Source organism: Pseudomonas sp. MDT1-85 (assembly GCF_054898065.1).
In genome coordinates, this window is record NZ_CM142715.1 from 1,765,492 (window position 1) to 1,778,527 (window position 13,036).

The 13,036-nt window shown below is 58.2% G+C and carries 14 protein-coding genes; 8 read left to right on the forward strand and 6 right to left on the reverse strand.

Annotated features, from left to right (window positions below):
* Positions 1-107: 107 nt before the first annotated feature.
* Positions 108-929, reverse strand: coding sequence for an HDOD domain-containing protein (locus tag ACYZT2_RS07960; RefSeq protein ID WP_461971366.1), 822 nt, complete (start codon positions 927-929; stop codon positions 108-110).
* A gap of 35 nt (positions 930-964) precedes the next feature.
* Entirely contained in the window at positions 965-1,906 is a 942-nt protein-coding gene (gene ygfZ, locus ACYZT2_RS07965; RefSeq protein WP_461971367.1) for a CAF17-like 4Fe-4S cluster assembly/insertion protein YgfZ, read from the reverse strand.
* A 149-nt stretch (positions 1,907-2,055) separates the two neighbouring features.
* Between ygfZ and ACYZT2_RS07970 the strand changes: the two genes are divergently transcribed.
* Together ACYZT2_RS07970 and ACYZT2_RS07975 are read left to right on the forward strand one after the other, a co-directional pair.
* Complete coding sequence (locus ACYZT2_RS07970) at positions 2,056-2,310, forward strand: FAD assembly factor SdhE (protein ID WP_030132661.1); 255 nt, start codon at positions 2,056-2,058, stop codon at positions 2,308-2,310.
* Entirely contained in the window at positions 2,294-2,746 is a 453-nt protein-coding gene (locus ACYZT2_RS07975) for a protein YgfX (protein WP_461971368.1), read from the forward strand. The genes ACYZT2_RS07970 and ACYZT2_RS07975 overlap by 17 nt, the downstream gene beginning before the upstream one ends.
* Here ACYZT2_RS07975 and nadB read toward each other — a convergent pair.
* Positions 2,715-4,331: an L-aspartate oxidase gene (gene nadB / locus ACYZT2_RS07980; RefSeq protein WP_461971369.1), complete on the reverse strand. Its 1,617-nt coding sequence runs from the start codon at positions 4,329-4,331 to the stop codon at positions 2,715-2,717. The genes ACYZT2_RS07975 and nadB overlap by 32 nt on opposite strands.
* A gap of 560 nt (positions 4,332-4,891) precedes the next feature.
* Here nadB and rpoE point away from each other — a divergent pair.
* From rpoE to ACYZT2_RS08000, 4 genes are all read left to right on the forward strand, one after another.
* On the forward strand, positions 4,892-5,473 hold the full coding sequence (gene rpoE, locus ACYZT2_RS07985) for an RNA polymerase sigma factor RpoE (RefSeq protein ID WP_003172477.1): 582 nt from the start codon (positions 4,892-4,894) through the stop codon (positions 5,471-5,473).
* 30 nt (positions 5,474-5,503) lie between these two features.
* On the forward strand, positions 5,504-6,091 hold the full coding sequence (locus ACYZT2_RS07990) for a sigma-E factor negative regulatory protein (protein WP_461971370.1): 588 nt from the start codon (positions 5,504-5,506) through the stop codon (positions 6,089-6,091).
* 8 nt (positions 6,092-6,099) lie between these two features.
* On the forward strand, positions 6,100-7,062 hold the full coding sequence (locus ACYZT2_RS07995) for a MucB/RseB C-terminal domain-containing protein (protein WP_461971371.1): 963 nt from the start codon (positions 6,100-6,102) through the stop codon (positions 7,060-7,062).
* A 244-nt stretch (positions 7,063-7,306) separates the two neighbouring features.
* On the forward strand, positions 7,307-8,737 hold the full coding sequence (locus ACYZT2_RS08000; protein ID WP_461971372.1) for a DegQ family serine endoprotease: 1,431 nt from the start codon (positions 7,307-7,309) through the stop codon (positions 8,735-8,737).
* 88 nt (positions 8,738-8,825) lie between these two features.
* Here ACYZT2_RS08000 and ACYZT2_RS08005 read toward each other — a convergent pair whose 3' ends face one another.
* Positions 8,826-10,259: a M48 family metalloprotease gene (locus ACYZT2_RS08005; RefSeq protein ID WP_461971373.1), complete on the reverse strand. Its 1,434-nt coding sequence runs from the start codon at positions 10,257-10,259 to the stop codon at positions 8,826-8,828.
* Between the two features lie 98 nt (positions 10,260-10,357).
* On the opposite strand from ACYZT2_RS08005, the gene ACYZT2_RS08010 reads away from it, so the two are divergent.
* Both ACYZT2_RS08010 and ACYZT2_RS08015 read left to right on the forward strand, forming a co-directional pair.
* Positions 10,358-10,597 (forward strand): sulfurtransferase TusA family protein, encoded by a 240-nt coding sequence (locus tag ACYZT2_RS08010; RefSeq protein WP_007898654.1) that lies wholly within the window; start codon positions 10,358-10,360, stop codon positions 10,595-10,597.
* Between the two features lie 31 nt (positions 10,598-10,628).
* On the forward strand, positions 10,629-11,699 hold the full coding sequence (locus ACYZT2_RS08015) for an AI-2E family transporter (RefSeq protein WP_461971374.1): 1,071 nt from the start codon (positions 10,629-10,631) through the stop codon (positions 11,697-11,699).
* 125 nt (positions 11,700-11,824) lie between these two features.
* Here the strand turns inward: ACYZT2_RS08015 and ACYZT2_RS08020 are convergent, their stop codons facing one another.
* Together ACYZT2_RS08020 and ACYZT2_RS08025 are read right to left on the reverse strand one after the other, a co-directional pair.
* Entirely contained in the window at positions 11,825-12,298 is a 474-nt protein-coding gene (locus tag ACYZT2_RS08020) for a peroxiredoxin (protein WP_461971375.1), read from the reverse strand.
* Positions 12,299-12,308: 10 nt separating this feature from the next.
* Complete coding sequence (locus ACYZT2_RS08025) at positions 12,309-12,869, reverse strand: glycine cleavage system transcriptional repressor (RefSeq protein ID WP_253551533.1); 561 nt, start codon at positions 12,867-12,869, stop codon at positions 12,309-12,311.
* Between the last annotated feature and the right edge of the window lie 167 nt (positions 12,870-13,036).

Consider the following 13,036-nt stretch of genomic DNA (forward strand, 5'->3'; position numbering starts at 1 on the left):
TGGGCTGGCCCAATCGCGAGCAGGCTCGCTCCCACAGGAGATTCTTGGGTGTTACATAGATCAATGTGGGAGCGAGCCTGCTCGCGATTGGGGCTATGCAGTCTTGATCAGTAAAACATCGACCGGGACTCTTCCAGATCCTTGCACATCGCCTTGTTCTCCGGGTCGATCCCCAGCTTCTTGAAGGCAGGCACGCTGAAGGGGTCGATACGGGCCAGTGGATGATCGGTGTCCTTGTGGCAGTACAGGCTGGCCACTTGCACCAGATCGACATAGTCGACCCGCTCCGATTGCCGCTTGAAATCCAGATACAGCCCCGGCAATTGCACCAGCATTTCCGGAAACTCCCAGACCCTGAGCAATTTATCGCCGAGCAGCGGGTGAATCCGGTCGATCACATGGTTGAGGCTGACCGGGTCAGACAGCAATTCATAGTGATCTTCGGCGTAGGTCAGGATCGGCAATACACCAATCTGATGCACGAGCCCGCCGAGTGCCGCTTGATCAGGCTTGAGTTGCGTATAACTGCGGCACAGCGCGTAACTGACGCCGGCGATTTCCAGGCTTTTGCGCCAGACCTCGCGCATTTTCTGTTCCACCACTTCGGAACGGGCATTGAATATCTGTTCCATCACCAGGCCGATGGCCAGGTTGCTGCTGTAATTGACGCCCAGCCGGGTGATGGCCGTGTGCAAATCAGTCACTTCCTGGGTCGCGCGCAGCAACGGGCTATTAACCACTTTGATCAGGCGCGCCGACAGCGCGGTATCGCGGCCAATCACTTTGCTCAGTGTGCTGACACTGATTTCCGGGTCTTCAGCGGCCTTGCGAATCTGCAGGGCCACTTCCGGTAACGTTGGCAGAACCAGGTCATCGTTATCGATGGCCTCAACCAAATCCTGTTGGACCTTATCCGCCAGCTCGATCATTTCTTTTCTCTAGGGTATTGCGACAAGTGCTGCTGTTAACGCTGGATTTCGCGATCACGATCCAGTTGGTAAGGCAGGTCGAGCAGATGCAGGCCCGGACCTTCAAGTGCGCCAAGGTGCAGGTTGCCATCTTCTGCAGCTTCGGCTTGCAGCACCGCAAGGAGTTCAATGTTTTGCTTGGTGCGGGCGGCCAGCACCACTTCACCGATCGAACTGCCGTGGGTCGGGGAGAACAATTGGGTACCGGGCTCCGGTAATTCGCTGGCCTCCAGTTGCAGGCGGTACAGACGGCGCTTGAGTTTGCCAAGGTATTGCATGCGCGCGACGATTTCCTGGCCGGTATAGCAACCCTTTTTGAAGCTCACGCCACCGACGGCTTGCAGATTGAGCATCTGCGGGATGAACAGCTCGCGGGTGCTCGGCATGACCTGACCGATCCCGGCGCGTATCTGGCCCAGCAGCCATTGATTCAGATCGCCTTCAGCCAACAGGGCGGACAGCTTGCCTTTGAACGTATCGGCTTGATCGGCGTGAACCCAGAGTTCAGCGCGGTCAGGCGAGACGCGAAGGGCGATCAGGCCGTCATTGCGCGCGACGCTGTCGGTTTCTGCCGGTAGTTCCAGGCCCAGACTGGTCAGTGCCGCATCGCCATGCTCAAGGCCAAAGCGAACCCAATGGGCACTTTCATCGGTCAGTTTCGATTTGGAGAACACCGCGTACTTTTTCAGGTCAGCCAGTTGCGGCTCCAGCAGTTCGCTGGCCATCGCCATGAGCACACCGTCACCTTCCAGCAGAATGCGGAAACTCGACTGCATCCGGCCTTTCTGCGTGCAGCGCGCGCCAAGGCTGGCCTGGGTGTCGCTCAGGTAATTGAGGTTGCAAGTCAATTGGCCTTGCAGGAATTTGCTGGCATCCGCGCCGCGTACCGCGAGAACGCCTTCGTGAGACAGGGTGCAGAAAAAAGCAGAATCGGCCATGGGTCATCGCAGGGTAAAGAGTCCGAGGGACATCATAAGGGGGCGCCCTTGAAATGGGTAGTTCACAAAGGATCGTCGGTCCCGACCAAAGCCGACTGTTAGGCTCGCTTTGGGGCTGTATACTTGCCGCCTATTTTGAGGAGCGCTCCATGGTCGAACAAGTTGAACTGAATCGCCTCTACTGGCACAGCCGCCGCGGCATGCTTGAGCTTGACGTGTTGCTGGTGCCGTTTGTGAAAGAGGTTTACCCGCACCTCAACCAGGTGGATCGTGATTTGTACGTCCGTCTGCTGACGTGTGAGGATCAGGACATGTTCGGCTGGTTCATGGAGCGCAACGAATCGGAAGATCCGGAGCTTCAGCGCATGGTTCGCATGATCCTGGATCGTGTCCAGCCCAAGTAACGCGTTCGAATGCCGCTGGCATGCCTCGCGGCAGTTGCTGGCGGCCTATCTGCTGGCCCAGCTGTTCGCGCTGGGTTCGTTGTTTCTTCTTTCCATACCGGTCTGGGCCAGTTTGCTCGGCGCTTTTTGCTGTCTGGCTCATGGCGTTTGGGCATTGCCGCGACAGATTTTGCTGACACACCCACAGGCGTTTCGCGGCTTGCGTCGCGATGCCGATGGTTGGCAGATGTGGAGTCAGGCGGTGGGTTGGCAACCCGTGCAGCTGCGGCCGGACAGTCTGGCGTTGCCATTGATTGTGGTACTGCGTTTTCGTTTGCGCGATGAGCGACGGGTCAGGGCGATCTGTGTGCCGCGCGATTCGCAGGCGGCGGATGTGCACCGACGCCTGCGGGTTCGGCTCAAGTTCAGTCGGCGTAGGTGGGCGGCACCAGAATAGTGTCCAGGGCGACCGGCAGCATGTTCGGGTAGTCGAGGGTGTAATGCAGGCCGCGACTTTCCTTGCGCTCCATGGCTGATTGGATCATCAGCTCGGCCACCTGCGCCAGGTTACGCAGCTCGATCAAATCCCGGCTGACCTTGTAGTTGCTGTAGAACTCGTCGATTTCGTCCAGCAACAATTGCACCCGGTGCTGAGCCCGTTGCAGGCGCTTGTTGGTGCGCACGATGCCGACATAGTCCCACATGAATCGCCGCAGTTCGTCCCAGTTGTGCGCAATGATTACGTCTTCGTCGGAGTCGGTGACCTGGCTCGCATCCCAAACGGGCAGGGCGGTTGGTATCGATACTTCTGGCAACTGTTGAAGAATATCCGCCGCCGCCGACCGGGCGTAAACGAAGCATTCCAGCAGCGAGTTGCTGGCCATGCGGTTGGCGCCGTGCAGGCCGGTGAAACTGGTTTCACCAATCGCATACAGGCCCGGCACGTCGGTGCGGCCCCGCTGGTCGACCATTACGCCGCCGCAGGTGTAGTGCGCTGCCGGCACCACCGGGATCGGTTCCTTCGTGATGTCGATGGAGAATTCCAGGCAGCGTTCATAAACCGTCGGGAAGTGCGTCTTGATGAAATCTTCGGGCTTGTGGCTGATATCCAGATAGACGCAGTCGATACCCAAGCGCTTCATCTCATGGTCGATGGCGCGGGCGACGATGTCCCGTGGTGCCAGCTCGGCCCGTGGGTCGAAGCGCTGCATGAAGCGTTCGCCGTTGGGCAGTTTCAGGTGTCCGCCTTCGCCGCGCAGGGCTTCGGTGATCAGAAAACTCTTGGCTTGCGGGTGATAAAGGCAAGTGGGATGGAATTGGTTGAACTCCAGGTTCGCCACCCGGCAGCCCGAACGCCAGGCCATGGCGATACCGTCACCGCAGGCGCCGTCGGGGTTGCTGGTATAGAGGTAGACCTTTGCCGCGCCGCCCGAGGCGAGGATTACGAAGCGCGCGCCGTAAGTGTCGACTTCACCGGTGCCGCGGTTGAGCACGTAGGCGCCGAGGCAACGGTCGCCTTCAAGGCCCAGGCGCTTCTCGGTGATCAGATCGACCGCAACTCGCTGCTCCAGCAGTTCTATGTTGGGACGCTGCTTGGCCTGATCGAGCAGGGTTCTGAAGATCGCTGCGCCCGTCGCATCGGCAGCGTGGATGATGCGCCGATGGCTGTGGCCACCTTCGCGGGTCAGGTGGAATTCGAAACCACCGTCTTCGGTGCCGGACTGTTCATCGCGGGTAAAGGGCACGCCTTGGTCGATCAGCCATTGAATCGCCTCTCTGCTGTGTTCGACCGTAAAGCGCACGGCGTCTTCGTGGCACAGGCCACCACCGGCGTTGAGGGTGTCATCGACGTGGGATTCGACAGTGTCGGTGTCATCCAGAACGGCAGCGACACCGCCCTGGGCCCAGAAGGTTGAGCCATTGGCGAGGTCGCCTTTGCTCAATACGGCGATGCGCAAATGACCGGGCAAGGTCAGCGCAAGGCTCAAGCCGGCAGCACCGCTACCAATTACCAGAACATCGTGTTGAAACTGTTGGCTCATTTCAGGATTCCGCTCAAAGCGACCCGGGACGGGGTTGGCGCAAGACAGCTGGATCGGCGAGTCAAGACAGCCACACAGCCCACTAGTATATAGAGGGGGGGAGCGGCACAATAGCCGTGCCCACATGGCATTGTGAGACTACTGTGATGGAAAAGACTGAACGCTTCGTCGGAAGTTTTTTGGACTGCTTGGGCGACAAAACGACTGTATCGTGGATTTAACAGTCTTTTTCTCTTCACGGTTGCACAATGTCGGTTTCGGGCAGCTATAAATATGGAACTTTTGCCAAAGGCCCAAGATCAATAGACGGTTGCCTGAAACAAGGGACAGCGTCGGCTTCGGTGCGGGACTTGCGGTTGGGTCCTTAGCTGGCGAATCCGATGACAAGATTATTCGCGCAGCCGGGTTGTTCCGCACTGCGCTTTTCGTGCGTGCCAAATCAGAGCCCGCAGGAAACTTGCTTGGAGGGGGGGAGAACTTTTGCGAAAAGCCCGAGTCTATGTTTGCAAGTCTGGTCGTTCAGTGATGCAAGCCTCCTCCGAGCTTATCGAGGAGTGTTCATGCTAACCCAGGAAGAGGATCAGCAGCTGGTCGAACGCGTTCAACGCGGCGACAAGCGAGCTTTCGATCTGCTAGTGCTGAAATACCAGCACAAAATTCTCGGGTTGATCGTGCGTTTCGTGCACGACACCCATGAAGCCCAGGATGTCGCACAGGAAGCCTTTATCAAGGCATACCGTGCGCTAGGTAATTTTCGCGGAGACAGCGCGTTTTATACGTGGCTTTACCGCATCGCCATCAATACGGCGAAAAACTATCTGGTTTCACGCGGCCGTCGGCCGCCGGATAGCGATGTCAGTTCCGAGGATGCAGAGTTCTACGATGGCGATCATGGCCTCAAGGATCTCGAGTCGCCAGAACGTGCATTGCTGCGGGATGAGATCGAAGGCACCGTCCATCGAACCATTCAGCAACTGCCAGAAGATTTGCGTACGGCTTTAACTTTACGTGAATTCGATGGTCTGAGTTACGAGGACATTGCCAGCGTCATGCAGTGTCCGGTGGGTACCGTGCGCTCCCGGATTTTCCGCGCTCGGGAAGCCATCGATAAAGCCCTGCAGCCGTTGTTGCAGGAAAACTGAGACAGCGGCGACAGCCAAGAGAGGAACGCCATGAGTCGTGAAGCCCTGCAGGAATCGCTGTCCGCGGTGATGGATAACGAAGCGGACGAATTGGAATTGCGTCGGGTATTGAATGCCTTCGACGATGTTGAAACCCGCGAAACCTGGGCTCGTTACCAGATCGCTCGGGCAGTTATGCACAAGGATTTGTTGCTTCCTCGTCTGGATATCGCTGCGGCAGTCTCTGCTGCGCTGGCTGACGAAGCCATACCGGCAAAAGCCTCTCGCGGTCCATGGCGCAGCTTGGGTCGTCTGGCAGTTGCTGCTTCGGTAACCGTTGCCGTGCTGGCGGGTGTGCGTCTGTACAATCAGGACGAGATCGCCGGTGTCGAGTTGGCCCAGCAATCCAGTCAACCGGGTCTGACCGCTCCTCAGGTCAAGGGCCCAGCTGTATTGGCAGGCTACAATGAGAGTTCGGAAGCCACTGGCCCTATGGCCAACGGCGTATTGCAAGGTCAGCCAGGCTGGCACGATCAGCGTCTGCCAGGTTACTTGCGCCAACATGCTCAACAGGCGGCACTGAAAGGTACTGAGAGCGCTCTGCCTTACGCTCGTGCAGCAAGCCTGGAAAACCGTTAAGGAGGATCATGCGCGCCATACCTCTACTTACGCTTCTGCTCAGTGGCTGGTTTGTTGTTCCAGTCCACGCCGATGAAGCCCAGGACTGGCTGAAGCGTCTGGGACAGGCGGAGCAAACGCAGAGCTTCCACGGTACATTCGTCTACGAGCGTAACGGTAGTTTCTCTACCCATAACATCTGGCATCGCGTCCAGGATGGCAAGGTCCGCGAGCGTTTACTCCAGCTCGACGGCTCGGCCCAGGAAGTCGTGCGCATTGATGGGCATACTCAATGCGTGAGCGGCACCCTGATAGCAGGGCTGGGGGACACACCCAACTCCAGCGCTCGTGCACTCGATCCACAAAAGTTAAAGAATTGGTATGACCTTGCCGTCATTGGCAAGTCACGTGTGGCCGGGCGTTCGGCGGTGATCGTGTCGTTGACGCCTCGTGATCAGCATCGCTACGGTTTTGAGCTGCACCTGGACAAGGAAACCGGTTTGCCGTTGAAGTCATTGTTGCTCAATGACAAAGGGCAACTGCTCGAACGGTTCCAGTTCACCCGACTTGATACTGCCCAGATGCCTTCCGACAGCGATTTGCAGGCAGGTTCTGATTGCAAAACCATTACCCTCGACAGTGACAAGGCTTCCGCCGTCAAAACTGCGCAGGTCTGGCATTCGGACTGGCTACCGCCAGGTTTCGAGCTGACCAGCAGTACCTCGCACAAGGACCCGGAGACCAAAGCCCAGGTCAACAGTCTGATGTTCGACGACGGCCTCGCCCGATTCTCGGTGTTCCTTGAGCCGTTGAATGGCGCAACAGTCACTGACACGCGCACCCAGCTGGGGCCAACAGTTGCTGTCTCCCGGCGATTGACTACTCCGCAAGGCGAGATGATGGTGACTGTGGTCGGTGAAATACCGATTGGCACCGCCGAACGGATTGCGCTGTCCATGCGCAACGATGCCGCGGCTACCAGCAAGCAGTGAGCTGATCAGCCATGCTCACCAATCGGGGTCTTGGTGCGGGAGGTCGACAATGACTGTCCCGCCTTTGATGCCTCGAAATGTTTTGCCGAGCATTTTCATTTGCAAATATCCCGAAAATTTTTTATAGGTCAGAGCCCCTCGGCTCTGGCCTTGTTTGTTGTTCCCGGAACAAAAATACCGGCGTATCGTTTCCGGTGTTCCTTGCTCCATATCGCTTAACCATGCTCGTCGTAACGGGAGCCGTATGTCGATACCACGCTTGAAGTCTTATCTTTCCATTTTTGCCACCGTGCTGGTGCTCGGTCAGGCGGTCGCTGCGCAAGCGGTCGAGTTGCCTGACTTCACGCAGTTGGTCGAGCAAGCCTCGCCCGCGGTGGTGAACATCAGTACCACCCAGAAACTGCCGGACCGCCGGATATCCAACGAGCAAATGCCTGACCTTGAAGGCTTGCCGCCGATGCTGCGCGAATTCTTTGAGCGGGGCATGCCACAGCAGCCACGTTCCCCTCGCGGTGATCGTCAGCGTGAGGCTCAATCCCTGGGCTCGGGTTTCATCATATCGCCTGACGGCTACATCCTGACCAACAACCATGTGATTGCCGATGCTGACGAGATTCTTGTGCGCCTCGCCGATCGCAGTGAGTTGAAGGCCAAGCTGATCGGTACCGATCCGCGCTCTGATGTCGCTTTGCTGAAAATTGAAGGTAAGGACCTGCCGGTTCTGAAGCTTGGCAAGTCGCAGAACCTGAAAGCCGGTCAGTGGGTCGTGGCCATCGGTTCGCCGTTCGGCTTTGATCACACGGTGACCCAAGGTATCGTCAGCGCCATCGGTCGTAGCCTGCCGAACGAAAACTATGTACCGTTCATCCAGACCGACGTACCAATCAACCCGGGCAACTCCGGTGGCCCGCTGTTCAACCTGGCCGGTGAAGTGGTCGGCATCAACTCGCAGATCTACACCCGTTCCGGGGGCTTCATGGGCGTGTCGTTCGCGATCCCTATCGATGTGGCGATGGACGTTTCCAATCAGCTGAAAAGCGGCGGTAAAGTCAGTCGTGGCTGGCTGGGCGTAGTCATTCAGGAAGTGAACAAGGATCTGGCTGAGTCGTTCGGTCTCGAGAAGCCGGCCGGTGCGCTGGTGGCTCAGATCCAGGATGACGGTCCGGCGGCCAAGGGCGGCCTGCAAGTGGGTGACGTGATCCTTAGCATGAACGGTCAACCGATTGTCATGTCCGCCGATCTGCCGCACTTGGTGGGCGCGCTGAAGGCTGGCTCGAAAGCCGATCTTGAAGTGATCCGCGAAGGCAAACGCAAGAATGTCGAGCTGACTGTCGGCGCCATCCCCGAAGAAGGCAAAGAGCTGGAAGCCTTGCCTAAATCCAGCGTCGAGCGCAGCAGCAATCGCTTGGGTGTTTCCGTGGCCGAACTGACCGAAGAGCAGAAGAAAACCCTCGACCTCAAAGGTGGCGTGGTTATCAAGGAAGTTCAGGACGGTCCTGCTGCCCTGATCGGCTTGCAGCCCGGCGATGTGATCACTCACCTGAATAATCAGGCGATCGGCTCCTCCAAGGAGTTCACGGACATTGCCAAGGCGCTGCCGAAGAACCGCTCGGTGTCGATGCGGGTCCTGCGTCAAGGCCGCGCCAGTTTCATCACCTTCAAACTGGCTGAATAAACCGGTTGTCGGCTGAATAAAAAAACCGCCTCGAAAGAGGCGGTTTTTTTGTACCTGGATTTTGTTTCCGAGCTTTTTTCTGAAGAGGTCAGCCCATCATGTCCTTGACCATGCGTTCCTGCTCCATCAACTCGCGTTGCCGTGCGTCGATCCGCGATGACAGCGGGAAGTTGCTGCCAGCCTTGCGCTTGGCGAAGTCCAGTTGCTGGATCGCCTGGCGATAGTCGCCGACCAGCGCAAAGTATTCCGCGCGAGCCTGATGCAGGCCGATGATGTTGCCCGACAAGCCGCGAGTCTCGGCTACCATGTACCAGACATCCGGATCATCAGGTCGGCTCTTGAGCAGGTTCTCCAGCGCTTTTTCCGCTTCGGCCGCTCGATTCTGCTTGAGCAGCAGGTCGACACGCACCTGATTCACCGGGTAGTTGCCGGGGTACTGAGTGAGCATCCGGTCGACCCGAGATTGAGCATCGGGCAGACGATTATTGGTGATGTCCAGATCGACCTGCGCCAGGTTGTAGATGATCTCGTTCGGCGATTTGGCCAGCAGCAGCTTGAGGTTTTCGCGAGCCTCATTCAACTGGCCGCCCTTGATCTGGGCGATCGCCAAGCCGTAACGCGCGACGTCGTTTTTCGGGTTTTCATCGAGTTGGGCCCGGAAGCGCTTGGCGCCCAGGCCTGGGGTTTCTTCATAGATCAGCTGCACGCGCGCCCGAATCAGCTGGTAGCGCATGCTGTCTTCGATACCGCCCGGCTTGGCCTGTTCGGCGCGGTTGCGGGTGTCGGCGATCCGCGATTCGGTCACCGGGTGAGTCAGCAGGAATTCTGGTGGCTTGGCGTCGAAGCGGTACTGGCGCATCAGCCGTTCGAACATGGTCGGCATCGAGCGCGGATCGTAACCGGCCTTTTCCAGATTCATGATGCCGATACGGTCGGCTTCCTGTTCGTTCTGGCGCGAGAAACGTCGTTGTTCCTGAATTGCCGCCGCTTGAGTGCCGGCAATGGCCGCGATCCCGGCATCGCCTGCGCCGGCCGCAGCAATCACGATGCCGGCCAGCAGCGCGGCCATCATGGGTACTTGCATGCGTTGTGAAGCTTCGACACCGCGGGCGAAGTGACGCTGCGACAAGTGAGCCAGTTCGTGGGCCATTACCGAAGCATATTCGCCCTCGGTCTGGGCATTGAGAAACAAGCCACCGTTGACGCCGACGATCCCGCCCGGCGCGGCAAACGCGTTGAGCTGCGGACTGTTGATCAGGATGAACTCCAGCCGCCGGTCATTGACTTGGCTGGTCTCTACCAGCCGGTAGACGCTGGATTCGACATAATCCTTGAGCTGCGGATCGTTGAGCTGCGACACCTGACTGCGCAATAACGCCAGCCACGCACGGCCCAGTTGATGTTCCTGTTGCGGCGAGACGATGGCAGAACTGGCGTCACCGAGTGACGGCAAGTCGTCGGCGAAGCCCGGTGAGGCGAGCAGGCAAGCGAGCGTCAGCAGGGTAGGGCGCAGAAAAGTCATGCACAAAGCCTTAGTCGACAAAGACCTTACTGTAGCCGGACACTAGGCTTGGGACCAGATATTCTAAGCTGCTTAACCCCCTGCCCCGGAGTGATTCGATGACTGACGCTGTAACCCACGACGCCGAACTGGACGCCAGCGGTCTGAATTGTCCGTTGCCGTTGCTCAAGGCCAAACTGGAACTCAACCGACTGGCCAGCGGTGCGGTACTCAAGGTGATCGCTACCGATGCGGGCTCTCAGCGCGATTTTCGCACCTTTGCGCGATTGGCCGGTCATACGCTGCTTCGTGAAGAAGATGAAGCGGGCGTTTACCGCTATTGGTTGAAAAAAGCCTGAAATCTGCTGCGTTCGTTTCTAAGGATTATTGATGTTCAAAGTGTTACGCGACTGGATTCAGCGCTACTTCTCGGATGAAGAAGCTGTGGTGCTGGCGGTACTGCTATTTCTGGCATTTACCGCCGTGCTTACCCTGGGTGGAATGCTCGCGCCAGTACTGGCCGGTATGGTACTGGCGTATCTGATGCAGGGGTTGGTCGTGACCCTTGAGCGCCTGCGCGTGCCGGGTGGCGCGGCGGTGGGGCTGGTCTTCGCGTTATTCATGGGGCTGCTGCTGGTATTTATCGTTGTCGTGGTACCTCTGCTCTGGCACCAACTGATCACGCTGTTCAACGAATTGCCCGGCATGCTCGCCAAGTGGCAGTCGCTGCTATTGCTGCTGCCCGAGCGCTATCCGCACCTGGTGTCGGATGAGCAAGTGCTGCGGGCGATCGAAGTGGCACGGGGCGAGATCGGCAAGTTCGGCCAGTGGGCGCTGACATTCTCGCTGTCGAGTCTGCCGCTGCTGGTGAACATCATGATCTACCTGGTGCTGGTGCCAATCCTGGTGTTCTTCTTTCTCAAGGACCGGGAGATGATCGGCCAGTGGGTGCGCGGTTATCTGCCGCGCGAGCGGGCGCTGATCACCCGGGTTGCCCAGGAAATGAACCGGCAGATCGCCAATTACATTCGCGGCAAGGTCATCGAAATCTTCATTTGCGGTGGCGTGACTTACATCGCGTTCGTGGCGCTGGGGCTCAACTATTCGGCGCTGCTGGCGTTGCTGGTGGGTGTGTCGGTGGTGGTGCCTTACGTCGGGGCAGTGGTGGTGACCGTGCCAGTGCTGCTGATTGCGCTGTTCCAGTGGGGCTGGAGCGATCAGTTCATCTATTTGATGGCGGTCTACGGGATCATCCAGACCCTGGACGGCAACGTGCTGGTGCCACTGCTGTTCTCGGAAGCGGTCAACCTGCATCCGGTGGCGATCATTTGCGCGGTGCTGTTGTTTGGCGGGTTGTGGGGCTTTTGGGGTGTATTCTTTGCGATTCCCCTGGCGACGCTGTTCAAGGCTGTGCTGGATGCCTGGCCGCGCAAGGAACTGATGGTGGCGCCACTGCTTTAATTGTCGACTGATTGAGGCGGTGGGGCAGATGGCCTCATCCCGAGCAGGCTCGGTCCCACAAGGTTTGCGCAAATCCTGTGGGAGCGAGCCTGCTCGCGATGGCGTCCGAACGGGCACTAGATGAATCAGGCTTTATTGAGGGCCTGAGCAGCAGCCAAAACCGCATCCACATGCCCTGGCACTTTCACACCGCGCCATTCCTGACGCAGCACGCCGTTCTTGTCGATCAGGAACGTGCTGCGATCAACGCCCATATATTCCTTGCCATACAGCTTTTTCAGCTTGATCACGTCGAACAGCTGGCACAGCGCTTCTTCCTTGTCACTGATCAGCTCGAAGGTGAACGCCTGCTTGGTTTTAAAGTTTTCGTGGGATTTCAGGCTGTCGCGAGACACGCCGAAAACTTCGGTATTGGCAGCTTTAAAGGCGTCAAGCTGATCTCGAAAACCCTGACCCTGGGTGGTGCAGCCCGGTGTGCTGTCCTTCGGATAGAAGTAAATCACTACTTGCTTGCCTTTGAGGCCCGCGAGGCTGACGGATTGCCCGCTGGTGGCGGGGGCTTCGAAGTCGGCAACCGGTTGGTTGATGGCAACGGCCATGAATGTTTCCTTACATTGGGTTTTGTGGGCGCCACGGCTCGATCAGGGCATCCAGATTCAACGCATCGGCGAAATCCAGGAACTGATCGCGCAGCCAACTGATCTGCACACCGGCCGGCAACGTCACGGTAAACGTGGCATTGAGCATGGTGCCGCCAGTTTGCGGAGCCTGATAGGTGTCGCACGTCAGGTTTTCCAGCTCGACGTTGTGGTCCATGAAGAACTGGCACAGCTCATTGATGATGTCCGAGCGATAGGCCGAGCTGACATAGGCGACGTACGGCAGGGCCTGGGGACGATTCTCCAGGGCCGCGCTACGGACCACGTTGACGGTGAAGGCGTGCCGTTTGGCCAGCACAGGCAGGCTGCCTTCGAGGCGTGCCAAGGCGTCCCAGCTGCCGGAGATCTCGAGGATCAGCGCACTGCATTCGCCATGGCGCGTCAGACGAGAGGTGACCACGGCGCAGCGGTTTTCATGGCTGGCACGGCACAGGACGTTAGTCAGCTCCATGGGGTTGGCGCCGAGGGCACTGATGACAAGGAATTGTTCGCGAACTGTGGGGGTGGACATGCAGCATTCCTAAAGCGATGAGCGGTCGATACTTCTATGGGCTTTTTATACCGGGACGAGCCTGCGGATGCGAATTCAGAAAACCCGGCCGAAGGTTGCGACGTGCTCCTGAGTGGCGAGAGCGAGGGGTGGCAACGCTGGATCGGGGCTTGTGAGGCCGAAAATGG